The following is a 21,360-nucleotide window of genomic DNA, read 5'->3' as shown; positions in this document are numbered from 1 at the left end:
TCTTGTAAGAAGAGTATCAGCGGGTGCCGCGACGGCTCATAAAGGCCAGACGCTCAAGCAACTGCACGTCCTGTTCGTTTTTCACCAGGGCGCCGGCCAGCGGCGGAATGGCCTTGGTCGGATCGCGTTCGCGCAGTACCGCTTCGCCGATGTTGTCGGCCATCAGCAATTTGAGCCAGTCGACCAGTTCGGATGTCGATGGTTTCTTCTTCAGGCCCGGGACCTTGCGCACATCGAAGAACACGTCCAGCGCTTCGCTGACCAGGTCTTTTTTGATGTCCGGGTAATGCACGTCGACGATTTTTTGCAGGGTGACGCGATCCGGGAAGGCGATGTAGTGGAAGAAGCAACGGCGCAGGAAGGCGTCCGGCAGCTCTTTCTCGTTGTTGGAGGTAATGATGATGATCGGACGCTGCTTGGCCTTGATGGTCTCGTCGATCTCGTAAACGTAGAACTCCATCTTGTCGAGTTCTTGCAGCAGGTCGTTCGGGAACTCGATGTCGGCCTTGTCGATTTCGTCGATCAGCAGAATCACCCGCTCTTCGGACTCGAAGGCCTCCCACAGCTTGCCCTTTTTCAGGTAGTTGCGGATGTCATGGACCTTGTCCACACCCAACTGCGAGTCACGCAGGCGGCTGACCGCGTCGTACTCGTACAGGCCCTGGTGAGCCTTGGTGGTGGACTTGATGTGCCAGGTGATCAGCTTGGCACCGAAGGACTCGGCCAGTTGCTCGGCGAGCATGGTCTTGCCGGTGCCGGGTTCGCCCTTGACCAGCAAGGGCCGCTCCAGGGTGATGGCGGCGTTGACCGCCAGCTTCAGGTCATCGGTGGCGACGTATGCGCTGGTGCCTTCGAACTTCATCGGTAATTCCTCGAACGGTAACGCCGATCTGCGCCGGGCAGGGCGGGCGAAATAAAGTATGCCCGACTATAACGCGGCGCCCGGTCGACTGTGAACGCAGACGGCGTATTCAGTCTCTGAATGGGGCGTCACATGGTGACCCGGTCAGCATAACGATTGACTGAACATGCATACCATCCATGCGTCGCGACTGGACGCACGAGGGGTGCGAAGCATACCCTTGAAGGCTTCTCCAACGCTGCATAAGGACCCAGCCATGAGCCGCATTTTTGCTGATAACGCGCATTCCATCGGCAATACGCCATTGGTTCAGATCAACCGTATTGCGCCTCGCGGCGTGACCATTCTGGCGAAGATTGAAGGGCGCAATCCGGGCTATTCAGTCAAATGCCGGATCGGCGCGAACATGATCTGGGATGCTGAAAGCAGCGGCAAGCTCAAGCCAGGCATGACCATTATCGAACCCACCTCCGGCAACACCGGCATCGGCCTGGCGTTCGTCGCGGCTGCTCGCGGCTACAAGCTGGTGCTGACCATGCCGTCGTCGATGAGCATCGAGCGACGCAAGGTGCTCAAGGCCCTTGGCGCCGAACTGGTACTGACCGAGCCTGCCAAAGGCATGAAGGGGGCCATCGAAAAGGCTGCCGAGATTCTCGCCAGTGATCCGGCCCGCTACTTCATGCCGCAGCAATTCGAGAACCCGGCCAACCCGGCGATCCACGAAAAAACCACCGGTCCGGAAATCTGGAACGACACCGACGGCGCGATCGACGTGCTGGTCGCGGGTGTCGGCACCGGCGGGACCATCACCGGTGTTTCGCGCTATATCAAGAACACCAAGGGCAAGCCGATTCTCTCGGTGGCGGTCGAACCGCTGGTCTCGCCGGTGATTACCCAAGCCATGGCCGGTGAGGAAATCAAGCCAAGCCCGCACAAGATCCAGGGCATCGGCGCGGGTTTTGTACCGAAAAACCTCGATCTGTCGATGGTTGACCGGGTCGAGCTGGTCAGTGATGAAGAATCCAAGGCCATGGCCCTGCGTCTGATGCAGGAGGAGGGGATTCTCTCCGGGATTTCCTGCGGTGCGGCCATGGCGGTTGCCGTGCGTCTGGCCGAAACCCCGGAAATGCAGGGCAAGACTATCGTGGTAATCCTGCCGGACTCCGGTGAGCGTTACCTGTCGAGCATGCTGTTCAGCGATTTGTTTACCGAACAGGAGTTGCAGCAGTAACGCTCAAAAGATCGCAAGCTCCTACGCCGGGTGACGTGCTCACGTAGGAGCTGGCGGAGCCTGCGATCCTTTGATCCTGATCAGTCAAGGTTCAGGTTCCTTATGTTAATAAGTGCTTTATTGCGCAACCTTTAACACTGATTGTTCAGTTATGTGGGTTTTTCCCAAGGCCGGTAGTGTTTATCATGGCCGGCTGCCATGTCGGGTAAATGACGATGCGCAGAGAGACCTTTTTCCAAGGAGTTGCCCCATGACCTTTTCCTTTGCCGCAAAGGCGTCGCTGTTGCTGCTGTTCATCGGCAGCACGCTCTACGTGCATTTGCGCGGCAAGGCGCGTTTGCCGGTCTTGCGTCAGTTCGTCAACCACTCGGCGCTGTTCGCTCCTTATAACGCCTTGATGTACCTGTTCTCGGGAGTGCCGTCCAAACCGTACCTGGACCGCAGCAAGTTCCCGGAACTGGATGTGCTCAAGGAAAACTGGGAAGTCATTCGTGACGAGGCCATGCACCTGTTCGACGAAGGCTACATTCGCGCCGCCGAGAAGAACAACGACGCCGGTTTCGGTTCGTTCTTCAAGAAGGGCTGGAAGCGTTTCTACCTCAAGTGGTACGACAAACCGCTGCCGTCGGCCGAATTGCTCTGCCCGAAAACCGTCGAGCTGGTCAGCCGCATCCCCAACGTGAAAGGCGCGATGTTTGCCCTGTTGCCGGGCGGTAGCCACCTCAACCCGCACCGCGATCCGTTTGCCGGTTCCCTGCGTTATCACTTGGGCTTGTCGACACCGAACTCCGACGACTGCCGCATTTTTGTCGACGGTCAGGTCTACGCCTGGCGCGACGGTGAAGACGTGATGTTCGATGAAACCTACGTGCACTGGGTCAAGAACGAAACCGAAACGACCCGGGTGATTCTGTTCTGTGACATCGAGCGACCGCTGAGCAATCGCGTGATGACCCGTATCAACCGTTTCGTCAGTGGTCTGCTGGGCCGTGCCACGGCGCCGCAAAACCTTGATGACGAGCGCGTCGGCGGGATCAACAAGGTCTACGCCTGGAGCAAGAACTCGAGCGACAAATTCAGCGGCGTGGTCAAAAAGTGGAAGCGCCGTAATCCGAAGCTGTACCGCGTCCTGCGGCCAGTATTGGCGATTGTGGTGCTGACGGCGCTGGGCTACTGGTTGTTTGGCTGAAGTTTCTTCAATAAAAAACCGCTCCTTGTGAGCGGTTTTTTTTGATCCGGCGAATGTTATGGGCGCCCAGCGAGGAGGCTTGGTTCTTCTGTCTGGGTTCCGGCCAAGGCTGCTTTGATAAAGCGCAACTGATTGGCAGAAAGTTCAGTAGAGCGCTTTTTTTTTGCCTTGGACGATCCGTGCCCGGCGGTTCTCTTTTCAACGAGAGCTCTCATGGAACCTCCTGTGCTGATCAGTAATTGAACAGATTTCACGATGCTAGTCTCTCTCTACGGCCATCACAAGCCGGCCTTTAGCGTCGAATTCGAAACCGAGCTGTTTATAGATGGGAACCGCTCCCCGGGTGGGTTCCTGAATTTCGATAAATCTACTGCCAATGATCCGGGCGTAATGCTCAATAGCAATCAAGGCCAGCGGGGCAATACGGTTTTTCAAAGGATGGGTTTTGCCAGGTTTCCCCTCCAGCCGAACAATTTTGACTCGAAGCCGGCTCTGGTTTGGATTGGCGAAGCAAAGCCCGCACAACTCAAGGTCCGACCAGATGGAAAGGTCGAAAGACATGGGTTCCTTGGTTTTCCAATTGACGACCTCGTCCCATGAAAAGTGTGAATCCTCCCCCCAAAAGCTGTACGCCGTCAGTGCTTTAACATCAATTGCTTCGAAACGTATACGGGACAAATCAGTTTCTGTGCCGTCAATCAGCCCCTGAGCGTGTAATTGAGTGGTGATGGTGTTAGCGAGCTTTCTGGCTTTTGATCTGTACAGTTGATACCGAAGATGAGTCCGTTCTCTTGGCATGTGATTTCTTGAGTTCCATGTCCCCCGATATTGGGCGTTTCTATTGATCTCAAGAGTAGGCAGAGCCGTATTGCCTGTCTTTACTGGCCCTTTGACCAAGTCGTTGCAATCTGTGTCGAGCGCACGGGTTTCATCGTGCCCGTGTTGTGGATGGGCCTGGTGGTATCGCTGCTGGCGACCTTGCTGCTGTATCGCCTGATCGCCTGAGGCAATCTGGTGAATGTCACCAGTTTGTTCTACCTGGTGCCGGCGGTGACGGCGGTGATGGACTACCTGATTTTCGGCAACAGACTGGCGATGTTGAGCATGCTCGGCATGCTGTTGATCATCGTCGGCTTGGTGTTTGTGTTCCGTAAAAGCCGCTGACCCTGACGCGGCCTTGGTGATTGACGAAGGCCGCGTTTTTTAGGGCTGGCATTGCAGACGCACGCGCTCATAGTTCAGGGCTTTGTTGCGCTCGGGCAATGCATAGGGCGCCAGGCAGTGTTTGCCATCCCATTTGATGGTGAGGGTGGCTGAATCCTCTTCCACCAGCGCCAGGGCTTTACCGCTCGGGTCGGAAATGGCCAGTTGTTTACCGGCGGCATCTTCCAGAGCGGCACCAAATGGAATGGCCTTGTTCTGCGCATCAAACAGCTCGAACTGCACCCGTCGACCTGTCTTGCCGATATATCGCGCCAACACCACGGCGCCGCGTCTTGGTACGACTTGCTGGGTGGCATTATCGATCTCGATGTCTGCACCCAGATCCCGGGTATCCAGGCTGATCCAGTTCACCCGATAAGGCTGGGTGTTGGGGACCACGGCAAAGCCGTTGGCGCCGGTTTCAGCGCCGCTGTAGCTGCCGATTTTGGCCCCGGAGACACCCGGTACTTCGGCCAGGGCAAAGGTTTCGCCCACGGTCTGTCCCAGATTGATTCCACCCGCGTGGGCGACCACGGAACCGGCCAGGTTAAGGTTTTGCGAGGCGTAGCCGCGTCCCTGACTGTAGCCGGCGCTGACATCCGCCATCGAGGTGCGGGTGCTGATGTTGGCCGAGGCCGAGCTGCCACCGGTGCTGCTGTTACCGCCTTGCAGTGAGTAATAGGTGTCGCTGGTTTCCGACAGGTAGCCGTTGATACCGACTTGAGTACTGTCGCTGTTCTTCTGCGTGTTGGCCGAAACAAAGGCCCGTGGCGCTCGAGGTTTGGAACCCAGGGGGAACGACAGGGACAGGTTGATCAACGTGTCATTGTTTGACGATCCGAAATCCCCGACATCCTTGGTATAGGTCGCGCCGAGGTTGTAGCTGACCTCACCCCAGTAGTTGCTGTAGCCGGTAGACAGACTCTGGGAACCGCCGCGTCCCCAATAGCGCTGGTCGCTGGCGTTCAGGTAAACGCTGCCATATTGCTGGTTGCGGCCCAGGCTCTGGTTGATGGTCAGGTCGGTACGGGTTTTCGAGTTGCCGGTGGGTTTACGGCCGTCGGCGTTGAGTTCCTCGACGTGGTTGGTCAGGGTCCGGTAGCCCTCGGTCGAATAGCGATAGGCCGCCAGGGTGAAGTTGGTGTCGGTGCCGGTGAACGTCTTGGCATACAGCGCCCGCAGGCTATTACCCTGGACGGTCTGGCCCGCGGTAAGGCTGGAGGAGCGGGTCAGGTCAACAGAGACGGCGCCGATCGGGGTATTGCGACCCGCACCGACTGACAGCGCCTTGAAGTTCTCCGAGGCCTGGACACCGATGATCCCGGTGAGGTTGCTGTTGATGCCGTAGGCCAGGGTGCTGCTGACAAACTGCGGTGACGCCAGGCCATCGCTGTTGCTGTTGTACTTGCCCGCCGAGACGCTGTACTTCACCTGGCCTTCGCGGACCATGATCGGCAGGCTGGAAAACGCTTGCATCGATACCCGTCGACGGCCATCGGCTTCGATGATGGTCACTTGCAGGTCGCCGTTCGAGCCGCTGGGATAGATATCGCTGATTTCAAACGGGCCCGGTGGCACGTTGGCGGTGTAGAGGACGTAATTGTTCTGGCGGATCTCCACCGTGGCGCTGGTTTGCGCCACGCCGCGAATGATCGGCGCATAGCCGCGCTCGCTGTCGGCGCGCATACCTTCGTCGGAGGCCAGTTTCAGGCCGCGATAACGCACGCTGTCGAACAGGTCGGTGTCGGAGAATATATCGCCGGCACTGAACTGGCCCTTCAACGCGGTCACGTCATGTTGCAAGTAGCTGCGGTTGCTCTTGAACGTGTTGGGCTGACCGGTGCTGCTACTGAAGTTCGACTCATTACGCAGGCGCCAGGCGCCCAGATTGAGGCCGTTACGCAGACCCAGGTTGTTGGAGAACGTGGTGGCGTAGTCCGTGCTGTTGCGGTTGCTGCTCAACTGGTAGTTGATAAAGGCCGCCGAGACGCCGCCATCCCATAAGGCCGGGTCGACATAACCGCGCATGCCCCGCTGCATGGCGATTTGCGGCACGCTGGCCAACAGCCGAAGACGGCTGACGTCATAGCGCAAAGTGGCCTTGTCGATCAGCGACGGCAAGTCATAGCAGGCTTGCGGCTCATTTGGGTTGAGTGTGCCGGCCGCTTCCAGCTTGTTCATGTCGATGCCCAGTTGCTGCAACATGTCCAGGGTCAGGCAGGCCTCGACCTTGGCGTTTTTCGGGTTGCGTTGGAAGTCGATATCACGGCGGCCCACCAACACTTCGTTGCTGTAGAGGTCGACCCGGTAGTTACCTGGCAACACGCTGTTGGCGGACAACAGCGACTGCAGGTCCACCGACGATTGGGCGCCTTGCAGAAACGAGGTGTTGAACTGTTCGAGTTGTTCCTGTTCGAGTGCGGCTGGCGTCGTTTCAGTCGCTCCGGCCAAAGACGGAAGACCGAAGACTATCGCTATCGACAGCGCGTTAAGTTTTGACGGGCTCAACCGTGTGGAAGTATTGGATAGTCGCGCGCAGTGATTTACGCCATGGTCGGATCTGCTGCTCGTGAGTAAAGTCATGCAAAGAACCTATATCACCCCCGACGCGAACGACTAAACGGAGCGAAGAAAAATACGGGAATAGACGATTGATGTTTAATCAAACGTATTAAGGTGAATTTTTTGTCAGGCTGGCCTTGACCGGATTGGAGTTGGAAAGTTGAGCGGTGTAACGGTCCTGCGCGCCGTAGTCATTGATATTCATGAATGACACGGTCGGGGTGCTGGAGCTGTTGAACTGTTTGATCGCGAACTCTTTTTGTTCGCCGGGGGCGATCATCATTGAATCAATGGGTTGTTCCACTGATTGTCCTGATTGAAGTTTTAGGTCCGCCATGGAGACGTGGAACAGACCCGGATTGTTAATCGTCAAGACAGTTTTGCCGGCTCGATCAACCAATTGCCATAACAGTTCTGTTGGCGCCAGATAAGCGTTTGCGTTCAACCCTGAAGGGCGAAAGAACACCTTGATACGCTGGCGAACCGCGAGCTGCAGGGTGTTTTGTGTTTTGGCTGCTTGAGGGATTTCCTGGACATTGAGCCAGACCACCGACTCCTTATCGTCAGGCATGCCGGTGCCCTCATAAATTACCCGTAACAATTGCTGCTCTTTGCCTACAACCCGCGCCAGTGGCGGGGTCACGGCGAAAGGCGCCGAGGTTGCGCCGGGGGTGTCGCTGTCGACCCATGACTGGATCAACACGTCTTCACCGCTGTTGCGCACGGTGATGCCGGCTTCCTTGTGCTTACCGTCAAAGACCAGACGGGTAGCGCTCAAGGAAATGCCGGCGTCGGCCTGGGTGGCCATGAGCACGCCGAGGATACCCAGGCAAAAGGAAAGGGAGTGACGACGTAACATGATGATTACCGCTTGATTTCAAAAGAGATGGCGAGGCCTGCAGGCCCCGCACACAGTCAGATCCGGTCCTGCGGTTATTCGTATTGCAGGGTGAACGGCAGGGTGGCGTCACCGCGACCGGCAACGGCGGTGCCCGCTGCGCCAGTCGTGACGTAAGCGGCGGAGAACTTCAGCGAGGTGCTGCCATCTTGCAGGGTGTTTTCGATCTTTGCCGTGGCAGGTGAACTCAGGTTGATCAGTGCGCCATTAGCATCGAGCAGGGCAATACCGATGTTTTTCGCAGCCCCCAGGCCTTCGATCAGCTTCAGTACCCCAGTGCTATCGACGCCCGAACCGTTATTTTTATTGGGTTCAAAGATCATCGACACTTTGGTGCCGGCGTTGCAGCTGATCTTCATGTCAAAGTTTTCGGCGCTCAATTTGCCGCTGCCAATTGGCGCTGCGGCGGTGCCCATGTCTTTGATCGACACTTCACCCATCGGCACGGAAATAGTCTTCTTGAGGTCGGAGCCTTCAACGGAGCATGCATCGTTGTTAATGATGCCGGAGAAGTTGATGGTGCCGCTGCCGGCTTTGGTGACTACCGGGTCTGCTGCGAAAGCGTTGCCAGTGGCTGCCAACATGGACAGTGTCATAAGTGCCAGGGAAAGCTTTTTCATTCTGATTTCCATACGTGTGTTTTAAAAGTGCTGCATCAAGGTGCAGTTACACGATAGAGAAGCCGCTCAGGTAAAAGAATCAGACGATTCTTAGAAGTGCTCTGTGGCGCGAGATGAAGTGGAAAGTTTCAGGCAGTATGGGTTCTGAAGGTAAGCGTGGTATTACCTGAAATTAGCCACGTTTGATTAAGGTTTTTAATGTGAGTCTGGTTAGTTGAAAAGTTTGCGCTCAATGCAATAAGCCAGTAAGTCTTGGTCGCTGTTAACTTCCAGCTTGCGCATCGCCGATACTTTTTGCGCGCTGATGGTTTTGGCACTTCTATTCTGGCCGCGCGCGATATCACTGACACTTTGCCCGGAAACAAACAAACGCAGTATTTCGTGCTCTTTGGGCGACAATCTGGCGAAACGTTCATCCAGAGCGCTGGTAGATTCCATCACCGAGGTGGGTTCCGGCTTGGCACTTTGGAACGGATTACCTCTGGCGACAGCCTTGAGCGCAACCTGGATTTCGTTGTGCAGTTGGCTTTTCTGAATGACCCCGACCACGCCCAGTTCATGCAGCCGGGTCAGGATCAACGGATTGGAGATCATGGTCAGCACCAGGATTTGTACCGTCGGGAAGTGCCGTTTCAGGTACTCCACCAGCTTGAGGCCATCGCCGTAGGGAGAATCTGCGGGCATGTTGAAATCGGTGATGACCAGGTCGACAGGCTGTCGCTCAAGCAGGTTGATCAGCTCGTTGGAGCAGACCGCTTCCCCCACTACACGAAAGCCTTCATCACGTTCTATCAGCTCACGTACCCCAAGCAGCACGATGGGGTGATCGTCAGCGATGACAACGTTTAGTTTTTCCATGAGCGGTTATCCATAGCGTGTGTTGGGAGGAAATTGAGGTTACTCAAGGGTATTCAGTAAAGCCGTCAGCTGTTCGAGTTTTTGCCTGACCTCCAGCGCCAGGGCTGGCGTGACCGTCAACCCCATCAGCCGGCACTCCAGTTCGGCGAAGGCAATTGCCATGGCACCGGCCTGCACAGCACCCAATGCACCGGCCATGCTGTGCAGTTGTCGTGCAACCGCACTGGCATCGCCACTGTCCAGCGCTGCAAGCGTGGTTTGGTGATCTTGTTGCATGGTGCTGATAAACAGCTCACGCATTTTAGGTGATAACTGAATCTGGTCAGCGGCGCTGTCAGTTGCAAGGCTGTCATTGGCGACGATGGCTGGCGCAGGCACGGCGATCTTGCAGTGTTTCAACAATTGCGTGCGCAAGGTATGCAGGTTCAGCGGCTTGACCATCCAGGCGTTCATGCCCACGGCGGCGCAGCGTTCACCTTCCTCGCGCAGGGCATTGGCGGTCACCCCGATAATGGGCAAGTCCGGATCACGTTGACGCAGCTCCCTGGCCAATTCATAGCCATTGATGATCGGCATGTTTACATCGGTCAGCACCAGATCGAACAGTCCGGGCAGCCACTGCGCAAGGGCCTGTTCACCATTGGCCGCGACCATGACCGAGCAGCCCAGCGCTTCCAGTTGTTCCTTGATGATCGCCTGATTGATGGGGTTGTCTTCGGCGACCAGGATATGCAGATCAAGGTGGCGGGTTTTCTCGGGCAAGGGCAGGTGGTTTTGAGCGCTGGCGCCTTGCTGCGCGAAACTGACGGCCCAAGCGATTGCACGAATATCATGAGCGTCGACTTCCCAGCCATTGACCGAGCACTCGGACGGGTTGCGGCCTCCTGCCGTGGCGATAATCCGTGGACCGGGCCAAGGTACATCGTTGCCAGACGGCAACATGTCCACCAGCAGCGCCGAGGGCTGCGTTTGTTTCGTTTCGCCGTTCACCAGCCTGGTCTCCACACCGAGGCGGTTGAGCCAGGCGCAGATATGTTGTGCCAATTCCTGAGCGGGTGCCCGGACATAAACAGCCGGCGCTCCTGGCTCGAATTCAGGGCAGTCGGGCAGTTCTCCCGGCAAGTGTTCAAGCGCCAGTTGAAGAGAAAAGCTGCTGCCCAGGCCCGGTTCGCTGACCACTTTCAACTGACCAGCCATCAGCTCACACAGCCACCGACAAATCGCCAGACCCAACCCCGCACCGGCTTCGCTGGAGGCATCGCGGACCTGATAAAACGGGTGGAACAATTGCGTCTGCTGGGCCTGGGAAATGCCGATGCCCGAGTCGCTGACCTGCCATTCCAGATGGGTTGTTTCGCCGACTGTTTCCAGTACCCGAACCCGCAGTACGACCCGTCCGTTGTCGGTGAACTTGATGGCGTTGCTCAGCAGATTGTTGAGGATTTGCCGGATGCGCAGCGGATCACCGCGTACCCGATCAGGCAGCGCCGCATCAATACAGGCATAGAGTTGCAACCCCTTGGCCTGGGCGAAGGCGCTGTAGGTGCGCAGGGTGTCTTCGGTTAGTTCCAAGGGGCAAAAGTCCTGGGCCTCGATGGTCATTTGTCCGGATTCGATCTTCGACACATCCAGCACATCGCTGATCAACTGAAACAAGGTGGCGGAGGAGCGCTGGATGGTCTGCAGGTAGGCCTGCTGACGCGGCTCGAGCGAGGTCAGTCCCAGCAACTCCAGGGTGCCGAGTACGCCGTACAACGGTGTGCGTATTTCATGGCTCATGGTGGCCAGAAAGCGGGTCTTGGCCTCGTTCGCCGAGTCGGCCGCCCGGCGTGCTTCTTCCAGCGCTGCTGCGTCCTCGATATGGCGGGTGACGTCATGAAAGGCGCAGAGCCAGGCGTCCTGACCTTGATAGCGGGTGGAAATGAACGCGACATGCAGGTGACGGCCGTCGATCTCCAGATCAGCCTGTCCTGGCTCGGTGAGGCCGTGTTGCCGGTTGAGGGCGGCAATCAGTTTGGCGGTGTCTTGCCATTGCTGGGCGCGCTGGTTTTCCAGCAACACTTTACGATCGCTGCGGCGCACCACGCACAGGCCGGTAGGTGCGGTGTCGATCACGGCGCGGCTGAAGGCCTCGCTTTCGGCGATGCTTTCGTGAGCCCGATGCGCGGGGAGTACGACCCGCTTTTTGTACCAGCGATTGAAGGCCCAGCCGCAACCCAGGCCCGCCAGCAATAACGCCAACAGGCTGAGCAAAGGCCACAAGGCATATTTCAGAAAGCTCTTTAAACTGATGACGTAGATGGCTGTCCAGTGAGGTTCGCCGGGGCTCGATACTTTGAACACCAGCCCGTCACTATTGAAGTTCAGTCCTTCATTGAGCCTTGACTCAGGTTTCAGCGCGCCAATCAGCGCCTCGCCCGAGGGCGCGATGAGGGTGAAATGGTCATAGATCGACCACTGCATGATTCTCTCGATGTTATTGACCTGCGACAGGTTCAACAGTGAAGCGACAACCGCCCAGTGGCTGGCTCCCTCAATGGTCAATTGGATCGAGGACAGGTCAATGTTGACGTAGCCGAGGATGGACGGGGAGGTAACGTTCTCGGATGCCGTGGTGTATTGCACCCAGTGAATCCTGCTGTCCAGCGGCTTTGGATTCTTGTCGTGCAGTCGCTGCAGAACGTGCTTCATCACCTCGACGAATTCACCGCCCTGAATCTGACCTGCGCCGCGCAGTCGTCCGACAGCAGGCACTGCGATGTCGAAGTTATCCGGGACGTTGAACAGGAAAACCTGCGGTGACTGGTAGTGTGAGGCGGACCAGAAGGCGCTGTAGTCATCGGCCAGGTGCGCGGCTAATGTAAAGACTTTGGGGTGTTGGCTGAGTGCGACTTTCTCAGGATTGACCTTCACGCTGAATGGCAGGGAGAACGAGAACTGCCGCCCTTCATAAACATCAGGTCCTTCATCGAGCAGTAATTTTTGCAACGCCATCGGTGAGGGCTGTGAGGCCAGCAGTTCGCCCTTGGCACTCCGCTGCGAGACTTCATTGAGGAAGGCTTCCTGTTCGCGCAGATTCTCCAGTAGCCGGGCAAAGTGAAATCTCACAGTGTTGTGCTGTTCTTCGAGCATTCGCTGCACACCCCAAGCGCTGATACCGATCAACAGCAGCACCGTTGCGCAGAGCACTGTCAGGCCTTTGTTCAGGCGCAGGGAACTGCTGGCCAACTTTTCAAAAAAGGCGTTGGGATGATTCATTGCGCAGCCACGCAGGAGGTGAGCCGAAAGCGGTTGTGCACAATGACCTCTGAAGCAAGAGACGTTCAAGCGCACGTTTCTGCGGGTCAATACGCGCTTGCCGGACCGTCATGGGTCAGCAACTGCTGGAACTGATCCGAAGAGACGGCGTGGGAAATCAGGAAGCCCTGGACCTGAGTGCAGTCGATCTTACGCAACAGAGCAAGTTCTTGCGCGGTTTCCACACCTTCGGCCACCACCGTCAAACCCAATTGCCGCCCGAGGGCAACAATGCTGGTCAGGGCTTGGGCCAGTTCTTCGTTATCGTTGCAACCCTGGACCAGCGCCCGGTCAATCTTAAGTTCCGTAAACGGAGTCGATACCAGGTTCATATAAGAGCTGTAGCCCTTGCCGAAATCATCCTGCGACAGGCCGAAGCCCATGATCCGCAAACGGCAGGCGCCGGCGTAGAAGTTGCTGATGTCCTGCGGCACCGAGCATTCCATCAGCTCGAAGCAAATCTTCCCCGGGACACCCTGATGCTGGAGGACGAATTCAAGAATGCGGTCGGCCAGGTCATGGCTGTTGAGCAAATGAGTCGGCAGGTTGATCGACACCGGAATGTCATAACCCTGCTGGCGCCATTGCTCCTGGGCGTTGATGGCATGCTCCAGTACTCGCCACAACAGGCGTTCTTCCAGATCGAACGCCTTGAGCGCCGGCAGAAACATCCCTGGGAGCAGCATTCCGTGCTCGGGGTGCATCCATCGCACCAGGGCTTCGGCAGCAACAATGCGACCATTGGCCAAGGCTTTCTTGGGTTGAAACCAGGCCTGCAGTTCACCGTTGTCCAGAGCTTCAAGGATCGCCTGACGGTCAATGCCCGGCGTTGGCGAGGGCAGGGCGGCATGCCGCAGCCCCATGAGCTGATCGGTCAGGCTGCGCAGGGCGGTAGCCCTCACGGGTTTTGAAATCAGTCCGATGACCTTCACCCCCAGATTGCTGGCGACCAGACTTGCCCCCATCAACATGCGCCGCGAGGTGGCGCTCATGATCGCCAGTGCGGGCCGGGAATGTAAGCCAGCCAGCCCCTGGATGAACTGCACGCCATCCATGCCGGGCATCAGCAGATCGGTGAGTACCAGGTCGAATTCGCGTTTTTTCAAGCGGGCGAGGGCTTCCTCGCCGTCTCGCGCGGACTCCAGATGAAAATCTCCCAGTTCGCTGAACAAATGCTGCAAGTACAGGTGCTGGAAGGGATGGTCTTCGACAATCAAAATGCTACACGGCTTCATGGGCTGTTCTTTCATAAGGCGCCAGGTAATTGAACAAGGCCCGCAACGTAAAAGGCTTGACCAGGCAGTGATTCATTCCTGCCGCAAGGCACGACGCTTCTTCACCGCGCATGGCGTTGGCGGTAGCCCCGATGATCGGTGTTGTACAACCTTGTCGGCGCAGTTCCCGAGCCAGTTCGTAGCCATTGAGCCTGGGCATGTTCACGTCGCTCAGGACAATGTCGAACTGCTCGCTGCGCCAGATCGCCAGCGCTTCTTCGCCGTTCGACGCCAGCCGCACGGTGCAGCCGAGTTCTTCCAGTTGATCGCACAGGATCAACTGATTGATGACGTTGTCTTCGGCGACCAGGATATGCAGGTGGAGCTTTTCCATCTCTCGTTGTTCGCCGCGCTCCAGAGGCTTGACCACCCACAAGCCTTGAGCCTGGCTGACCGCTTGATGAATGGCTTGCAGGTAATTGAGATTGACCTTCCAGCCGCCGGACATGATCTGCGGCTCGTTGCAGCCATCGCCGGTGGCCAGCACCAGCGGGCCGGTCCACTCGGGTACCAGACGCTGTTCGAGAATGCCTGGGTGCAGCTCGATCAACACGTTTTGCGAGGTGAGGTCCAGATGTGATGGATGGCCGATGTGCGGACGGGCTCCCCAGCGACGCAACCAGCCGCTGATGACTTCGGCCAGTTCGCGTATCGGCGAGACCACGTAGACGACTTCCGGCAACAGCCCCGTCATGGCAATCGGCACTGAGGCGGCTGAAGGCTCTTCAAGCGGCAGGGTCAGGGAAAAACTGCTACCCAGCCCGAGTTCGCTGACCATGCGGATACTGCCGTTCATCAAGTGAGTCAGGCGCTGGCAGATCGGCAGGCCGAGACCGGTGCCGGCCACCACGTTGGTGTTGCCTTCGGTTTGATAGAAAGGTTCGAAAATGAACGGTTGATCGACCTGGGCGATGCCTTTGCCCGTGTCCGAGACTTGCCATTGCAGGCTGACGCGCTCGCCTTCGCGGCTCAGTAGCCTGAGTCGCAGCACAATCCGCCCTGAGTCGGTGAACTTGACGGCGTTGTTCAACAGGTTATTGAGAATCTGGCGGATTCGGCTGACGTCACCGATCAGTCGATCCGGCACTTGAGGATCCAGGCAGGCGTAGAGTTGCAACTCCTTGTTCCGGGCCGCAGCGGCATACCCCTGGATCACCTCCTGCACCAGCTCCAGCGCTGAAAACTCGCTCAACTCAAGGGCCAGTTGTCCGGCTTCGATCTTCGACACGTCCAGCACATCGCAAATCAGTTGCAGCAAAGTCGCCGAGGAACTTTCGATCGCGCGCAGATAATCCTTTTGCTGGACGTCCAGGCGGGTGCGTCCCAGCAATTCGAGGGTGCCCAGCACGCCATACAGCGGCGTGCGAATTTCATGGCTCATGGTGGCCAGAAACAAGGTCTTGGCTTCATTGGCGGTGTCGGCCATCTGCCGCGCCTGTTCCAGCGCCTCTTCGATCTGGGTGCGCGCGCTGATGTCGCTGAAAGCACAGAGCAAGACGTCTTCGCCCCTATAACGCGTAGGTGCGCAGCTCAGGTAAAGGTGTCGGCCATCGGCGGTTTCAAAGTAATCGGTGAGGGTCGGCTCGGCCGTATCGAAGGCGCGGCGGATCCAGTCAGGGCACAACTGTTCCCGTTCACTGCCCTGGCCCAGCCACTGCTGGGACAGCGTGTTTTCCAGCACCACCAGGCCGTCGGTGCGGCTTAATACGCACAGGGCCACGGGGGCGGTCTGGATCACATCGCGACTGAACAGTTCGCTTTCGACCAACGCCTGAATACGGTGGATCGCCGGGGTGATGAAACGGTGCTCCATGCGGCGGATCAACAGCCACACCAGGCTGATGCTGAGCAGGCAGAACAGCAGCGCGCCGCACAGTTGTGGCCACAACGCTGACATCACCGCGCGCAAATTGATGGAATACACCAGTTGCCAATCCGAAGATTTCAATTGCTTGCGGATCACCAAGTGGTCGGGCAGCCAGCCCGGGCCGACAAACCCGAAGAAGTCCTGACGCTGCAGCTGCAACAGGTTTTGACTCAGCTGCGCCGTGTGGCTGTTGGTGAACAACAGCATGCCCTGGGAGTTGAACATCATGAACTCGCCCGCGCTCTGGTCGTTCAACGCGCTGGAGACTTCCTGGCCATCCATTTCCAGACCCAGCCAGCCGGAGCTTACGTCGCGCTCATCCAGGCGAACGAAAATGTAGAGCTGCGAATGGCTGGCCGATTGATGGGTCAGCCACAGTTCCTCAAGCGCTGGCGCGTTGTCGCGTTTAAGGGTTTCCAACTGGTCAAGCATGGCTTTGGGAAACGCGTTCGCCACCGGCGTTGTGGTGTACAGGCGCGCCACCTGAGCATTGGCGCCGCTGCTGACGTAGATCAAATTGACCTGTTTGGCTTTCAGGTAATCGCGCATGCGCTCCGTTAGCCAGATGCTCCACTGCTTGCCGGGAACATTGCCCAGCAGCAGGTAGATTTCTTCCGCGGATACCAGCGGCTCGACCTCGGGTTTACGCGTGGCTGACAGGCTAAGGCTTTCCAGCAGGGCTTCGCGAGTAGTGAAAAAGGTATGGGCTTCGGCAATCGCACTGCTCATGTAGCCGCGGCGTTGGGAGATTTCATTGTTGAAGGTGAACAACAGGAAGTTATAGACGCCACCCAGGATGCCGATCAGCAACACCAGGGCAAAAATGCGCAGTAAGCGTCGTGCTGCGTTGGGAGTGGAAAGGATCGGGTTGATCTGATGCAGGTAGGTCTTCAATCTCATGCGGGCACTTTAGGCAGGCATGGGGGGGACAGATATAAGACGATCCTTAATTGGCTACAGGTAATTCACGATGAACGTTACTTCGGTGTTCGCAGTGCCGGCTTCCAGTTTGCTCTCGGCCAGGCGGTAGTAAGCGGCGGACAGCGGGATGTTGAAATTTGTGCCTGTGGTGTTGAACCCGTCGAACGGGTAGGTAGTGTCCAGCGCGATAGGTTGTCCTGCCTCGTTCATTAGCTTTAGACCGATGCCTTTGGCCGTCGAGCCGGCGTTCAGTGCGACGATGCCCTTTTGCGCGTCGATGACCTGGGTGGTGGCCTTAAGTGAATAGGTCACCTTCTGGATGCCGCGCTGGCATTGGTTCAAGGCGAGGTTGAATTTGATCGTCCGAGGGGTATCGCCGCTTTTGCTGAACTCCTTCAGGCGGTAGTCGTCGCCCATTTGAACCGACACTGCCGGGGTCTGGCAGGAGGGGGTATTCAGGGTAATGGGGTTGATCAAATAAAATTTGTTAAAAACTACTTCACTGGCTTGGTATTGGCCCAGATAGCCAGCGGGAACACTGTTTTCCGATGCCAATTCACCCGACTTGATGATTTCAAGTCGGTAGTTATCGGCGGCCAGACTCGCCCAACCCAAGGTAGCCCCGGCCCCACGCGCCACAGGCAGGTACAGTGCGGTTTTTTCGGTGAATATTCGGAATGAGAGCCCAGTTTTACCCAAAGGAAAGGTAGTGCCGGTGGTCACGCTTACCCAGTGCCGGGTTCAGGACAAAGCCCCAGAGTGTCGGCCCGTAACAATAGAACCCCTGAACCGGCGTGCTAATAACCTCCTGGTAAATAACAGTGCCGATGGATGCATCCGGAGGGACTGACAGGCCTTCCGTCAGTTTGCTCCCGTAGTTCATGGTAATGGTCTGGGAAGTGGCGTTGAAGATGCAGTTCGCAGCAGTTGCTTCCGACGAAAACACAAATGCCACTACGGCAGTAATGCTCAGCAGTGGGCGCAGTCGGCGCTGCTTTCTTGAAAGTTTCATATTGATGTCGATACAGGATCGCGGAGGGGCGATCACCTTAGGGATCGCTAAAGGCCATGCACATAAGGCACTTCTTAAAACGTCGGTGCCCCCTTGTCTGCCGATCTGCGTCGCTGTTCTTTGATCAATAAGTGCGGTTTGAGACGTCGTAGGAAATTTCACTAAATAAACATCAGACATTCCCTAAAAACCTCAAGATCCCAGCCAGACTTGTCGATGCAGTCCTTACAACCCTAAGGAGCATCAACATGAACGGTAAGCGTTTGTCGGTCGGTATCAGCCTGTTCTTCGCGCTGAGCGGTGCCTGCCTGGCGGCCACCCCGGTGGCTCAGGGTGTCATCCAGTTCCACGGCAGTATTGTCGAGTCAGGTTGTAGCTCCCGCGTGGGGGCGAGTTCGACGTTTGAGTTCAACGGTTGTCCGACCAGGGTAAGCGGCGACTCGGTCAGTGTGCGCAGCGTCGAGCCGGTTCGCTCGGTCAGTGCGCTCGATCATTCCCGCGTGAGCGTGAAGCTGGTCGCGGACGGGAGCAAGGATGGCCGTTACTACGATCAGCAATACGCCCTGGTCGACGCGGCCGGAAAACCGGTGAACTCAGGCGCTTACCTGATTACGCTGACGTCGCCTTGAGGTGAACTGCAAGCAATCCCAAGCGGCGCATTGTGTGTCGATGCGCCGCTGCCTACTGATTATTGCTCCACCAGTTCAGGCACCTTCACCGCTGCAGGCTTCAACACCAGCCACAACGCCCCGGCAATCAACAACCCGCCATACAGATGCGCCATCGACAGCGGTTCATCGAGAAACAACGCGCCCCACAACACGCCGAACGGCGGGATCATGAAGGTCACGGTCATCGATTTGACCGGGCCGATCGAACTGAGCAAGCGGAAATACAGGATGTAGGCAAATGCCGTGCAGCCCAGACCCAAGCCCAGCAGCGACAACCAGACGCTCCAGCCTCCCCAGCTAACGGGCGGTTGACTGATGACGCTGTAGCCGAACAACGGCAACACAAACAGCGTTGCCCCGAGCATGCTGCCCAGTGCCGCGAGACGGCTGTCGAGGCCGCCTTGATGGTCGAGCCAGCGTCGCGCCAGGAACCCGGCGAAACCGTAGCAGGTGGTTGCCAGCAGGCAGGCGAGTGCGCCCATCAGCAATTCCATGTCGAAGGCCACCGGACCTGCGCGGGTCAGGATGGCGACGCCAAACAACCCGAGGGCCACCCCGGCAATCTTCGAGAGGGTGAGTCTTTCGCTGAAGAACAGGCCGCCGATCAGCACGCCCATCAGCGGGGTGGTGGCGTTGAAAATCGCCGAGTAGCCTGCCGGCAGCACTTGAGCGGCCACCGAGTACAGGGTCGCTGGAAGACCGGAGTTGATCATCCCGAGCAGCAGCACGGTTTTGAACTTGCCACGGAAATCCCAATTGATCCGCATCAGCGCCAGAATCACCAGCAACCCGGTGGCGGCGATCGATACGCGGAAAAAAGCAGTGGGGATTGTGCCAATCACTGGGGCGATGATGCGCATGAACAGAAAGCTCGCTCCCCAAATGGCAGCAAGTGACAACATACGCAGAATATCGACGGGGTTCACAGCTCGTTCCTTCCTTTATCAGGGCGCAAGTGTCGCTGTCTCCCGGAGCCAAGGCAATGGTTGCTTTGCGTAACAATTGACCTCTAAGCTCAGCCCCAACGACAAGAACCATCCCGCAGAGGTCCTCACATGCCGCAGCCATGGCCCGCCGCCGATATCGCCCAGATGATCCTCGACGGCTTTGACGATTACCGCGAGCATTTCCGCCAGATCACTGACGGCGCCCGGGCGCGCTTTGAACAGGCGCAGTGGCAGGAAACGCAGATCGCGTCGGCGGCGCGGATCAACCTCTACGAAGCCAAGGTCAGCGAAGTGGTGGGGCGCCTGCATGCTGCCTTCGAGGCGGATGTGCTGATGGATGTCGGCTGCTGGCCGCTGGTCAAAAGCGCCTACATCAACCTGATCGACCTGCGTTTCGACGATGAATTGTCCGAGACCTGGTACAACTCGATTTTCTGCGGGCTGTTCAGCCATGATCTGATCAGCGATGGCTGCATGTTCATCCATACCACCCGGCCCAGCTTGCATCGGGCCCGGGCCGCGCAGACCCGGACCTATAAGCCGCATGGGCAGTTGTCCGGCATGCTGGCGAGCATTTTTGCCGATTACCGCTTCAGCGAAGACTACGCAGACCTCGACCGCGACCTGCGCCGACTCGAAGCGCAACTGCGCGAGAGTTTGCCCGATTGGGTCTGCAAGGACCCGGAACTGAGCGTCGAGCTGTTTTCCTCGGTGCTCTACCGCAACAAGGGCGCCTACCTGGTAGGGCGCATCTACACCGCGGACGAGCAATGGCCGCTGGTGATTCCGTTTCTGCACCGCGAAGGCCGGGGGATTCAGATCGATGCGTTGATCACCGATGAAGCCGAGGTGTCGATCATCTTTTCATTCACTCGCTCGTACTTCATGGTCGATGTGCCGGTGCCGGCGGAGTTCATCGGTTTTCTCAAACGCATCCTGCCGGGCAAGCACATCGCCGAGCTGTACACCTCGATCGGTTTCTACAAACACGGTAAGTCGGAGTTCTACCGGGCGTTGATCAACCACCTGGCCAACACCGATGACCAGTTCATCATGGCCCCGGGCGTGCGCGGCATGGTCATGAGCGTGTTTACCCTGCCGGGGTTCAACACGGTGTTCAAAATCATCAAGGACCGTTTCTCACCGTCGAAAAACGTCGACCGCGCGACGGTGATCGAGAAATACCGTTTGGTGAAAAGCGTCGACCGGGTCGGGCGCATGGCCGATACCCAGGAGTTCGCCGACTTCCGTTTTCCGTTGAGCAAATTTGATCCGGCGTGCCTGGCCGAGCTGCTGGAAGTCGCCGCATCGACGGTTCAGGTGGAAGGCGACACCGTGTTGATCCGCCACTGCTGGACCGAGCGACGCATGACCCCGCTGAACCTCTACCTGGAAAACGCCAACGACGCGCAGGTGCGCGAAGCGCTGGAAGATTATGGTCTGGCGATCAAGCAACTGGCGGCAGCGAACATTTTCCCCGGTGACATGCTGCTGAAAAACTTTGGCGTCACCCGACACGGGCGCGTGGTGTTTTATGACTACGACGAGATCTGTTTTCTCACCGAAGCCAACTTCCGCCACATCCCGCAACCGCGCACACCGGAAGACGAAATGGCTTCCGAGCCGTGGTATTCGATCGGGCCGCTGGACGTGTTCCCCGAGGAGTTCCCACCGTTCCTGTTCGCCGACTCCGCGCAGCGACGGCTGTTCGATCAACTGCATGGCGAGCTGTACAACGCCGATTACTGGAAAGGCCTGCAAGCGGCGATTCGCGCTGGCAAGGTGATCGATGTGTTTCCGTATCGGCGCAAAGGGCTGGATAACGAGTAGTTCTCTGCGACCGCTGCGCGGCCGATCGCGAGCAAGCTCGCTCCCACACTGGATCTATAGCGACCACAAAATCGGGGGCACCACGATCAAATGTGGGAGCGAGCTTGCTCGCGATCGG

The 21,360-nt window shown here is 57.6% G+C and carries 16 protein-coding genes and 1 pseudogene; 5 read left to right on the top strand and 12 right to left on the bottom strand.

Features of this window, described 5'->3' with window-relative positions; all coding sequences use genetic code 11:
* Positions 1-16 precede the first annotated feature (16 nt).
* Positions 17-862, bottom strand: coding sequence for an AAA family ATPase (locus tag AC1DIG_RS26200; RefSeq protein WP_477769638.1), 846 nt, complete (start codon positions 860-862; stop codon positions 17-19).
* Between the two features lie 256 nt (positions 863-1,118).
* Here AC1DIG_RS26200 and cysK point away from each other — a divergent pair, with 256 nt between their 5' ends.
* Both cysK and AC1DIG_RS26190 read left to right on the top strand, forming a co-directional pair.
* Complete coding sequence (cysK, locus tag AC1DIG_RS26195) at positions 1,119-2,093, top strand: cysteine synthase A (RefSeq protein WP_477769637.1); 975 nt, start codon at positions 1,119-1,121, stop codon at positions 2,091-2,093.
* A 250-nt stretch (positions 2,094-2,343) separates the two neighbouring features.
* Positions 2,344-3,282, top strand: a complete 939-nt coding sequence (locus AC1DIG_RS26190) for an aspartyl/asparaginyl beta-hydroxylase domain-containing protein (protein WP_477769636.1) — start codon at positions 2,344-2,346, stop codon at positions 3,280-3,282.
* Positions 3,283-3,540: 258 nt separating this feature from the next.
* Here the strand turns inward: AC1DIG_RS26190 and AC1DIG_RS26185 are convergent, their stop codons facing one another.
* Positions 3,541-4,080, bottom strand: coding sequence for a hypothetical protein (locus AC1DIG_RS26185; protein WP_477769635.1), 540 nt, complete (start codon positions 4,078-4,080; stop codon positions 3,541-3,543).
* A gap of 126 nt (positions 4,081-4,206) precedes the next feature.
* Between AC1DIG_RS26185 and AC1DIG_RS26180 the strand changes: the two are divergent.
* Positions 4,207-4,446: pseudogene (locus AC1DIG_RS26180) on the top strand (EamA family transporter); the annotation flags it as partial.
* A gap of 39 nt (positions 4,447-4,485) precedes the next feature.
* Here the strand turns inward: AC1DIG_RS26180 and AC1DIG_RS26175 are convergent.
* The 9 genes from AC1DIG_RS26175 to AC1DIG_RS26135 form a co-directional block, all read right to left on the bottom strand.
* Complete coding sequence (locus tag AC1DIG_RS26175; RefSeq protein ID WP_477769634.1) at positions 4,486-7,068, bottom strand: fimbria/pilus outer membrane usher protein; 2,583 nt, start codon at positions 7,066-7,068, stop codon at positions 4,486-4,488.
* Between the two features lie 88 nt (positions 7,069-7,156).
* Positions 7,157-7,906, bottom strand: coding sequence for a fimbrial biogenesis chaperone (locus tag AC1DIG_RS26170; RefSeq protein ID WP_477769633.1), 750 nt, complete (start codon positions 7,904-7,906; stop codon positions 7,157-7,159).
* A 74-nt stretch (positions 7,907-7,980) separates the two neighbouring features.
* Positions 7,981-8,565, bottom strand: coding sequence for a fimbrial protein (locus tag AC1DIG_RS26165; protein WP_477769632.1), 585 nt, complete (start codon positions 8,563-8,565; stop codon positions 7,981-7,983).
* A 210-nt stretch (positions 8,566-8,775) separates the two neighbouring features.
* Positions 8,776-9,423 (bottom strand): response regulator, encoded by a 648-nt coding sequence (locus tag AC1DIG_RS26160; protein ID WP_477769631.1) that lies wholly within the window; start codon positions 9,421-9,423, stop codon positions 8,776-8,778.
* A 39-nt stretch (positions 9,424-9,462) separates the two neighbouring features.
* On the bottom strand, positions 9,463-12,681 hold the full coding sequence (locus AC1DIG_RS26155) for a hybrid sensor histidine kinase/response regulator (protein WP_477769630.1): 3,219 nt from the start codon (positions 12,679-12,681) through the stop codon (positions 9,463-9,465).
* Between the two features lie 86 nt (positions 12,682-12,767).
* On the bottom strand, positions 12,768-13,955 hold the full coding sequence (gene pvrR, locus AC1DIG_RS26150) for a response regulator cyclic di-GMP phosphodiesterase PvrR (protein ID WP_477769629.1): 1,188 nt from the start codon (positions 13,953-13,955) through the stop codon (positions 12,768-12,770).
* Entirely contained in the window at positions 13,942-16,761 is a 2,820-nt protein-coding gene (locus tag AC1DIG_RS26145; RefSeq protein WP_477769628.1) for an ATP-binding protein, read from the bottom strand. Before AC1DIG_RS26145 ends, pvrR begins: the two co-directional genes overlap by 14 nt.
* Before the next feature lie 54 nt (positions 16,762-16,815).
* On the bottom strand, positions 16,816-17,505 hold the full coding sequence (locus AC1DIG_RS26140; RefSeq protein ID WP_477769627.1) for a fimbrial protein: 690 nt from the start codon (positions 17,503-17,505) through the stop codon (positions 16,816-16,818).
* Positions 17,474-17,974: a hypothetical protein gene (locus AC1DIG_RS26135; protein ID WP_477769626.1), complete on the bottom strand. Its 501-nt coding sequence runs from the start codon at positions 17,972-17,974 to the stop codon at positions 17,474-17,476. The genes AC1DIG_RS26140 and AC1DIG_RS26135 overlap by 32 nt, the downstream gene beginning before the upstream one ends.
* Before the next feature lie 68 nt (positions 17,975-18,042).
* Between AC1DIG_RS26135 and AC1DIG_RS26130 the strand changes: the two genes are divergently transcribed.
* Complete coding sequence (locus AC1DIG_RS26130; RefSeq protein ID WP_477769625.1) at positions 18,043-18,423, top strand: type 1 fimbrial protein; 381 nt, start codon at positions 18,043-18,045, stop codon at positions 18,421-18,423.
* 59 nt (positions 18,424-18,482) lie between these two features.
* On the opposite strand, the gene AC1DIG_RS26125 is transcribed toward AC1DIG_RS26130, so the two are convergent.
* The gene (locus AC1DIG_RS26125; RefSeq protein ID WP_477769624.1) at positions 18,483-19,391 is read right to left on the bottom strand and encodes a DMT family transporter; all 909 of its coding nucleotides are present in this window, start codon (positions 19,389-19,391) and stop codon (positions 18,483-18,485) included.
* 129 nt (positions 19,392-19,520) lie between these two features.
* Here AC1DIG_RS26125 and aceK point away from each other — a divergent pair, with 129 nt between their 5' ends.
* A complete protein-coding gene (gene aceK, locus AC1DIG_RS26120; protein WP_477769623.1) occupies positions 19,521-21,242 on the top strand; it encodes a bifunctional isocitrate dehydrogenase kinase/phosphatase in 1,722 nt (573 codons plus the stop codon).
* Positions 21,243-21,360: the final 118 nt, after the last annotated feature.

It is taken from the genome of Pseudomonas sp. 05N431, assembly GCF_056397005.1.
Note: the sequence above shows the minus strand (reverse complement) of the source record. Positions and strands in the feature narration are given on the sequence as shown.

Bases quoted from the DNA above. Each gene is read 5' to 3' on its own strand.
- cysK (WP_477769637.1), top strand. From the start codon at position 1,119: ATGAGCCGCATTTTTGCTGATAACGCGCATTCCATCGGCAATACGCCA.
- AC1DIG_RS26155 (WP_477769630.1), bottom strand. From the start codon at position 12,681: ATGAATCATCCCAACGCCTTTTTTGAAAAGTTGGCCAGCAGTTCCCTG.
- AC1DIG_RS26175 (WP_477769634.1), bottom strand. From the start codon at position 7,068: ATGACTTTACTCACGAGCAGCAGATCCGACCATGGCGTAAATCACTGC.
- AC1DIG_RS26160 (WP_477769631.1), bottom strand. From the start codon at position 9,423: ATGGAAAAACTAAACGTTGTCATCGCTGACGATCACCCCATCGTGCTG.
- AC1DIG_RS26130 (WP_477769625.1), top strand. From the start codon at position 18,043: ATGAACGGTAAGCGTTTGTCGGTCGGTATCAGCCTGTTCTTCGCGCTG.
- AC1DIG_RS26145 (WP_477769628.1), bottom strand. From the start codon at position 16,761: ATGAGATTGAAGACCTACCTGCATCAGATCAACCCGATCCTTTCCACT.
- AC1DIG_RS26200 (WP_477769638.1), bottom strand. From the start codon at position 862: ATGAAGTTCGAAGGCACCAGCGCATACGTCGCCACCGATGACCTGAAG.
- pvrR (WP_477769629.1), bottom strand. From the start codon at position 13,955: ATGAAGCCGTGTAGCATTTTGATTGTCGAAGACCATCCCTTCCAGCAC.
- AC1DIG_RS26165 (WP_477769632.1), bottom strand. From the start codon at position 8,565: ATGAAAAAGCTTTCCCTGGCACTTATGACACTGTCCATGTTGGCAGCC.
- AC1DIG_RS26135 (WP_477769626.1), bottom strand. From the start codon at position 17,974: ATGTCTGATGTTTATTTAGTGAAATTTCCTACGACGTCTCAAACCGCA.
- AC1DIG_RS26170 (WP_477769633.1), bottom strand. From the start codon at position 7,906: ATGTTACGTCGTCACTCCCTTTCCTTTTGCCTGGGTATCCTCGGCGTG.
- aceK (WP_477769623.1), top strand. From the start codon at position 19,521: ATGCCGCAGCCATGGCCCGCCGCCGATATCGCCCAGATGATCCTCGAC.
- AC1DIG_RS26190 (WP_477769636.1), top strand. From the start codon at position 2,344: ATGACCTTTTCCTTTGCCGCAAAGGCGTCGCTGTTGCTGCTGTTCATC.
- AC1DIG_RS26185 (WP_477769635.1), bottom strand. From the start codon at position 4,080: ATGCCAAGAGAACGGACTCATCTTCGGTATCAACTGTACAGATCAAAA.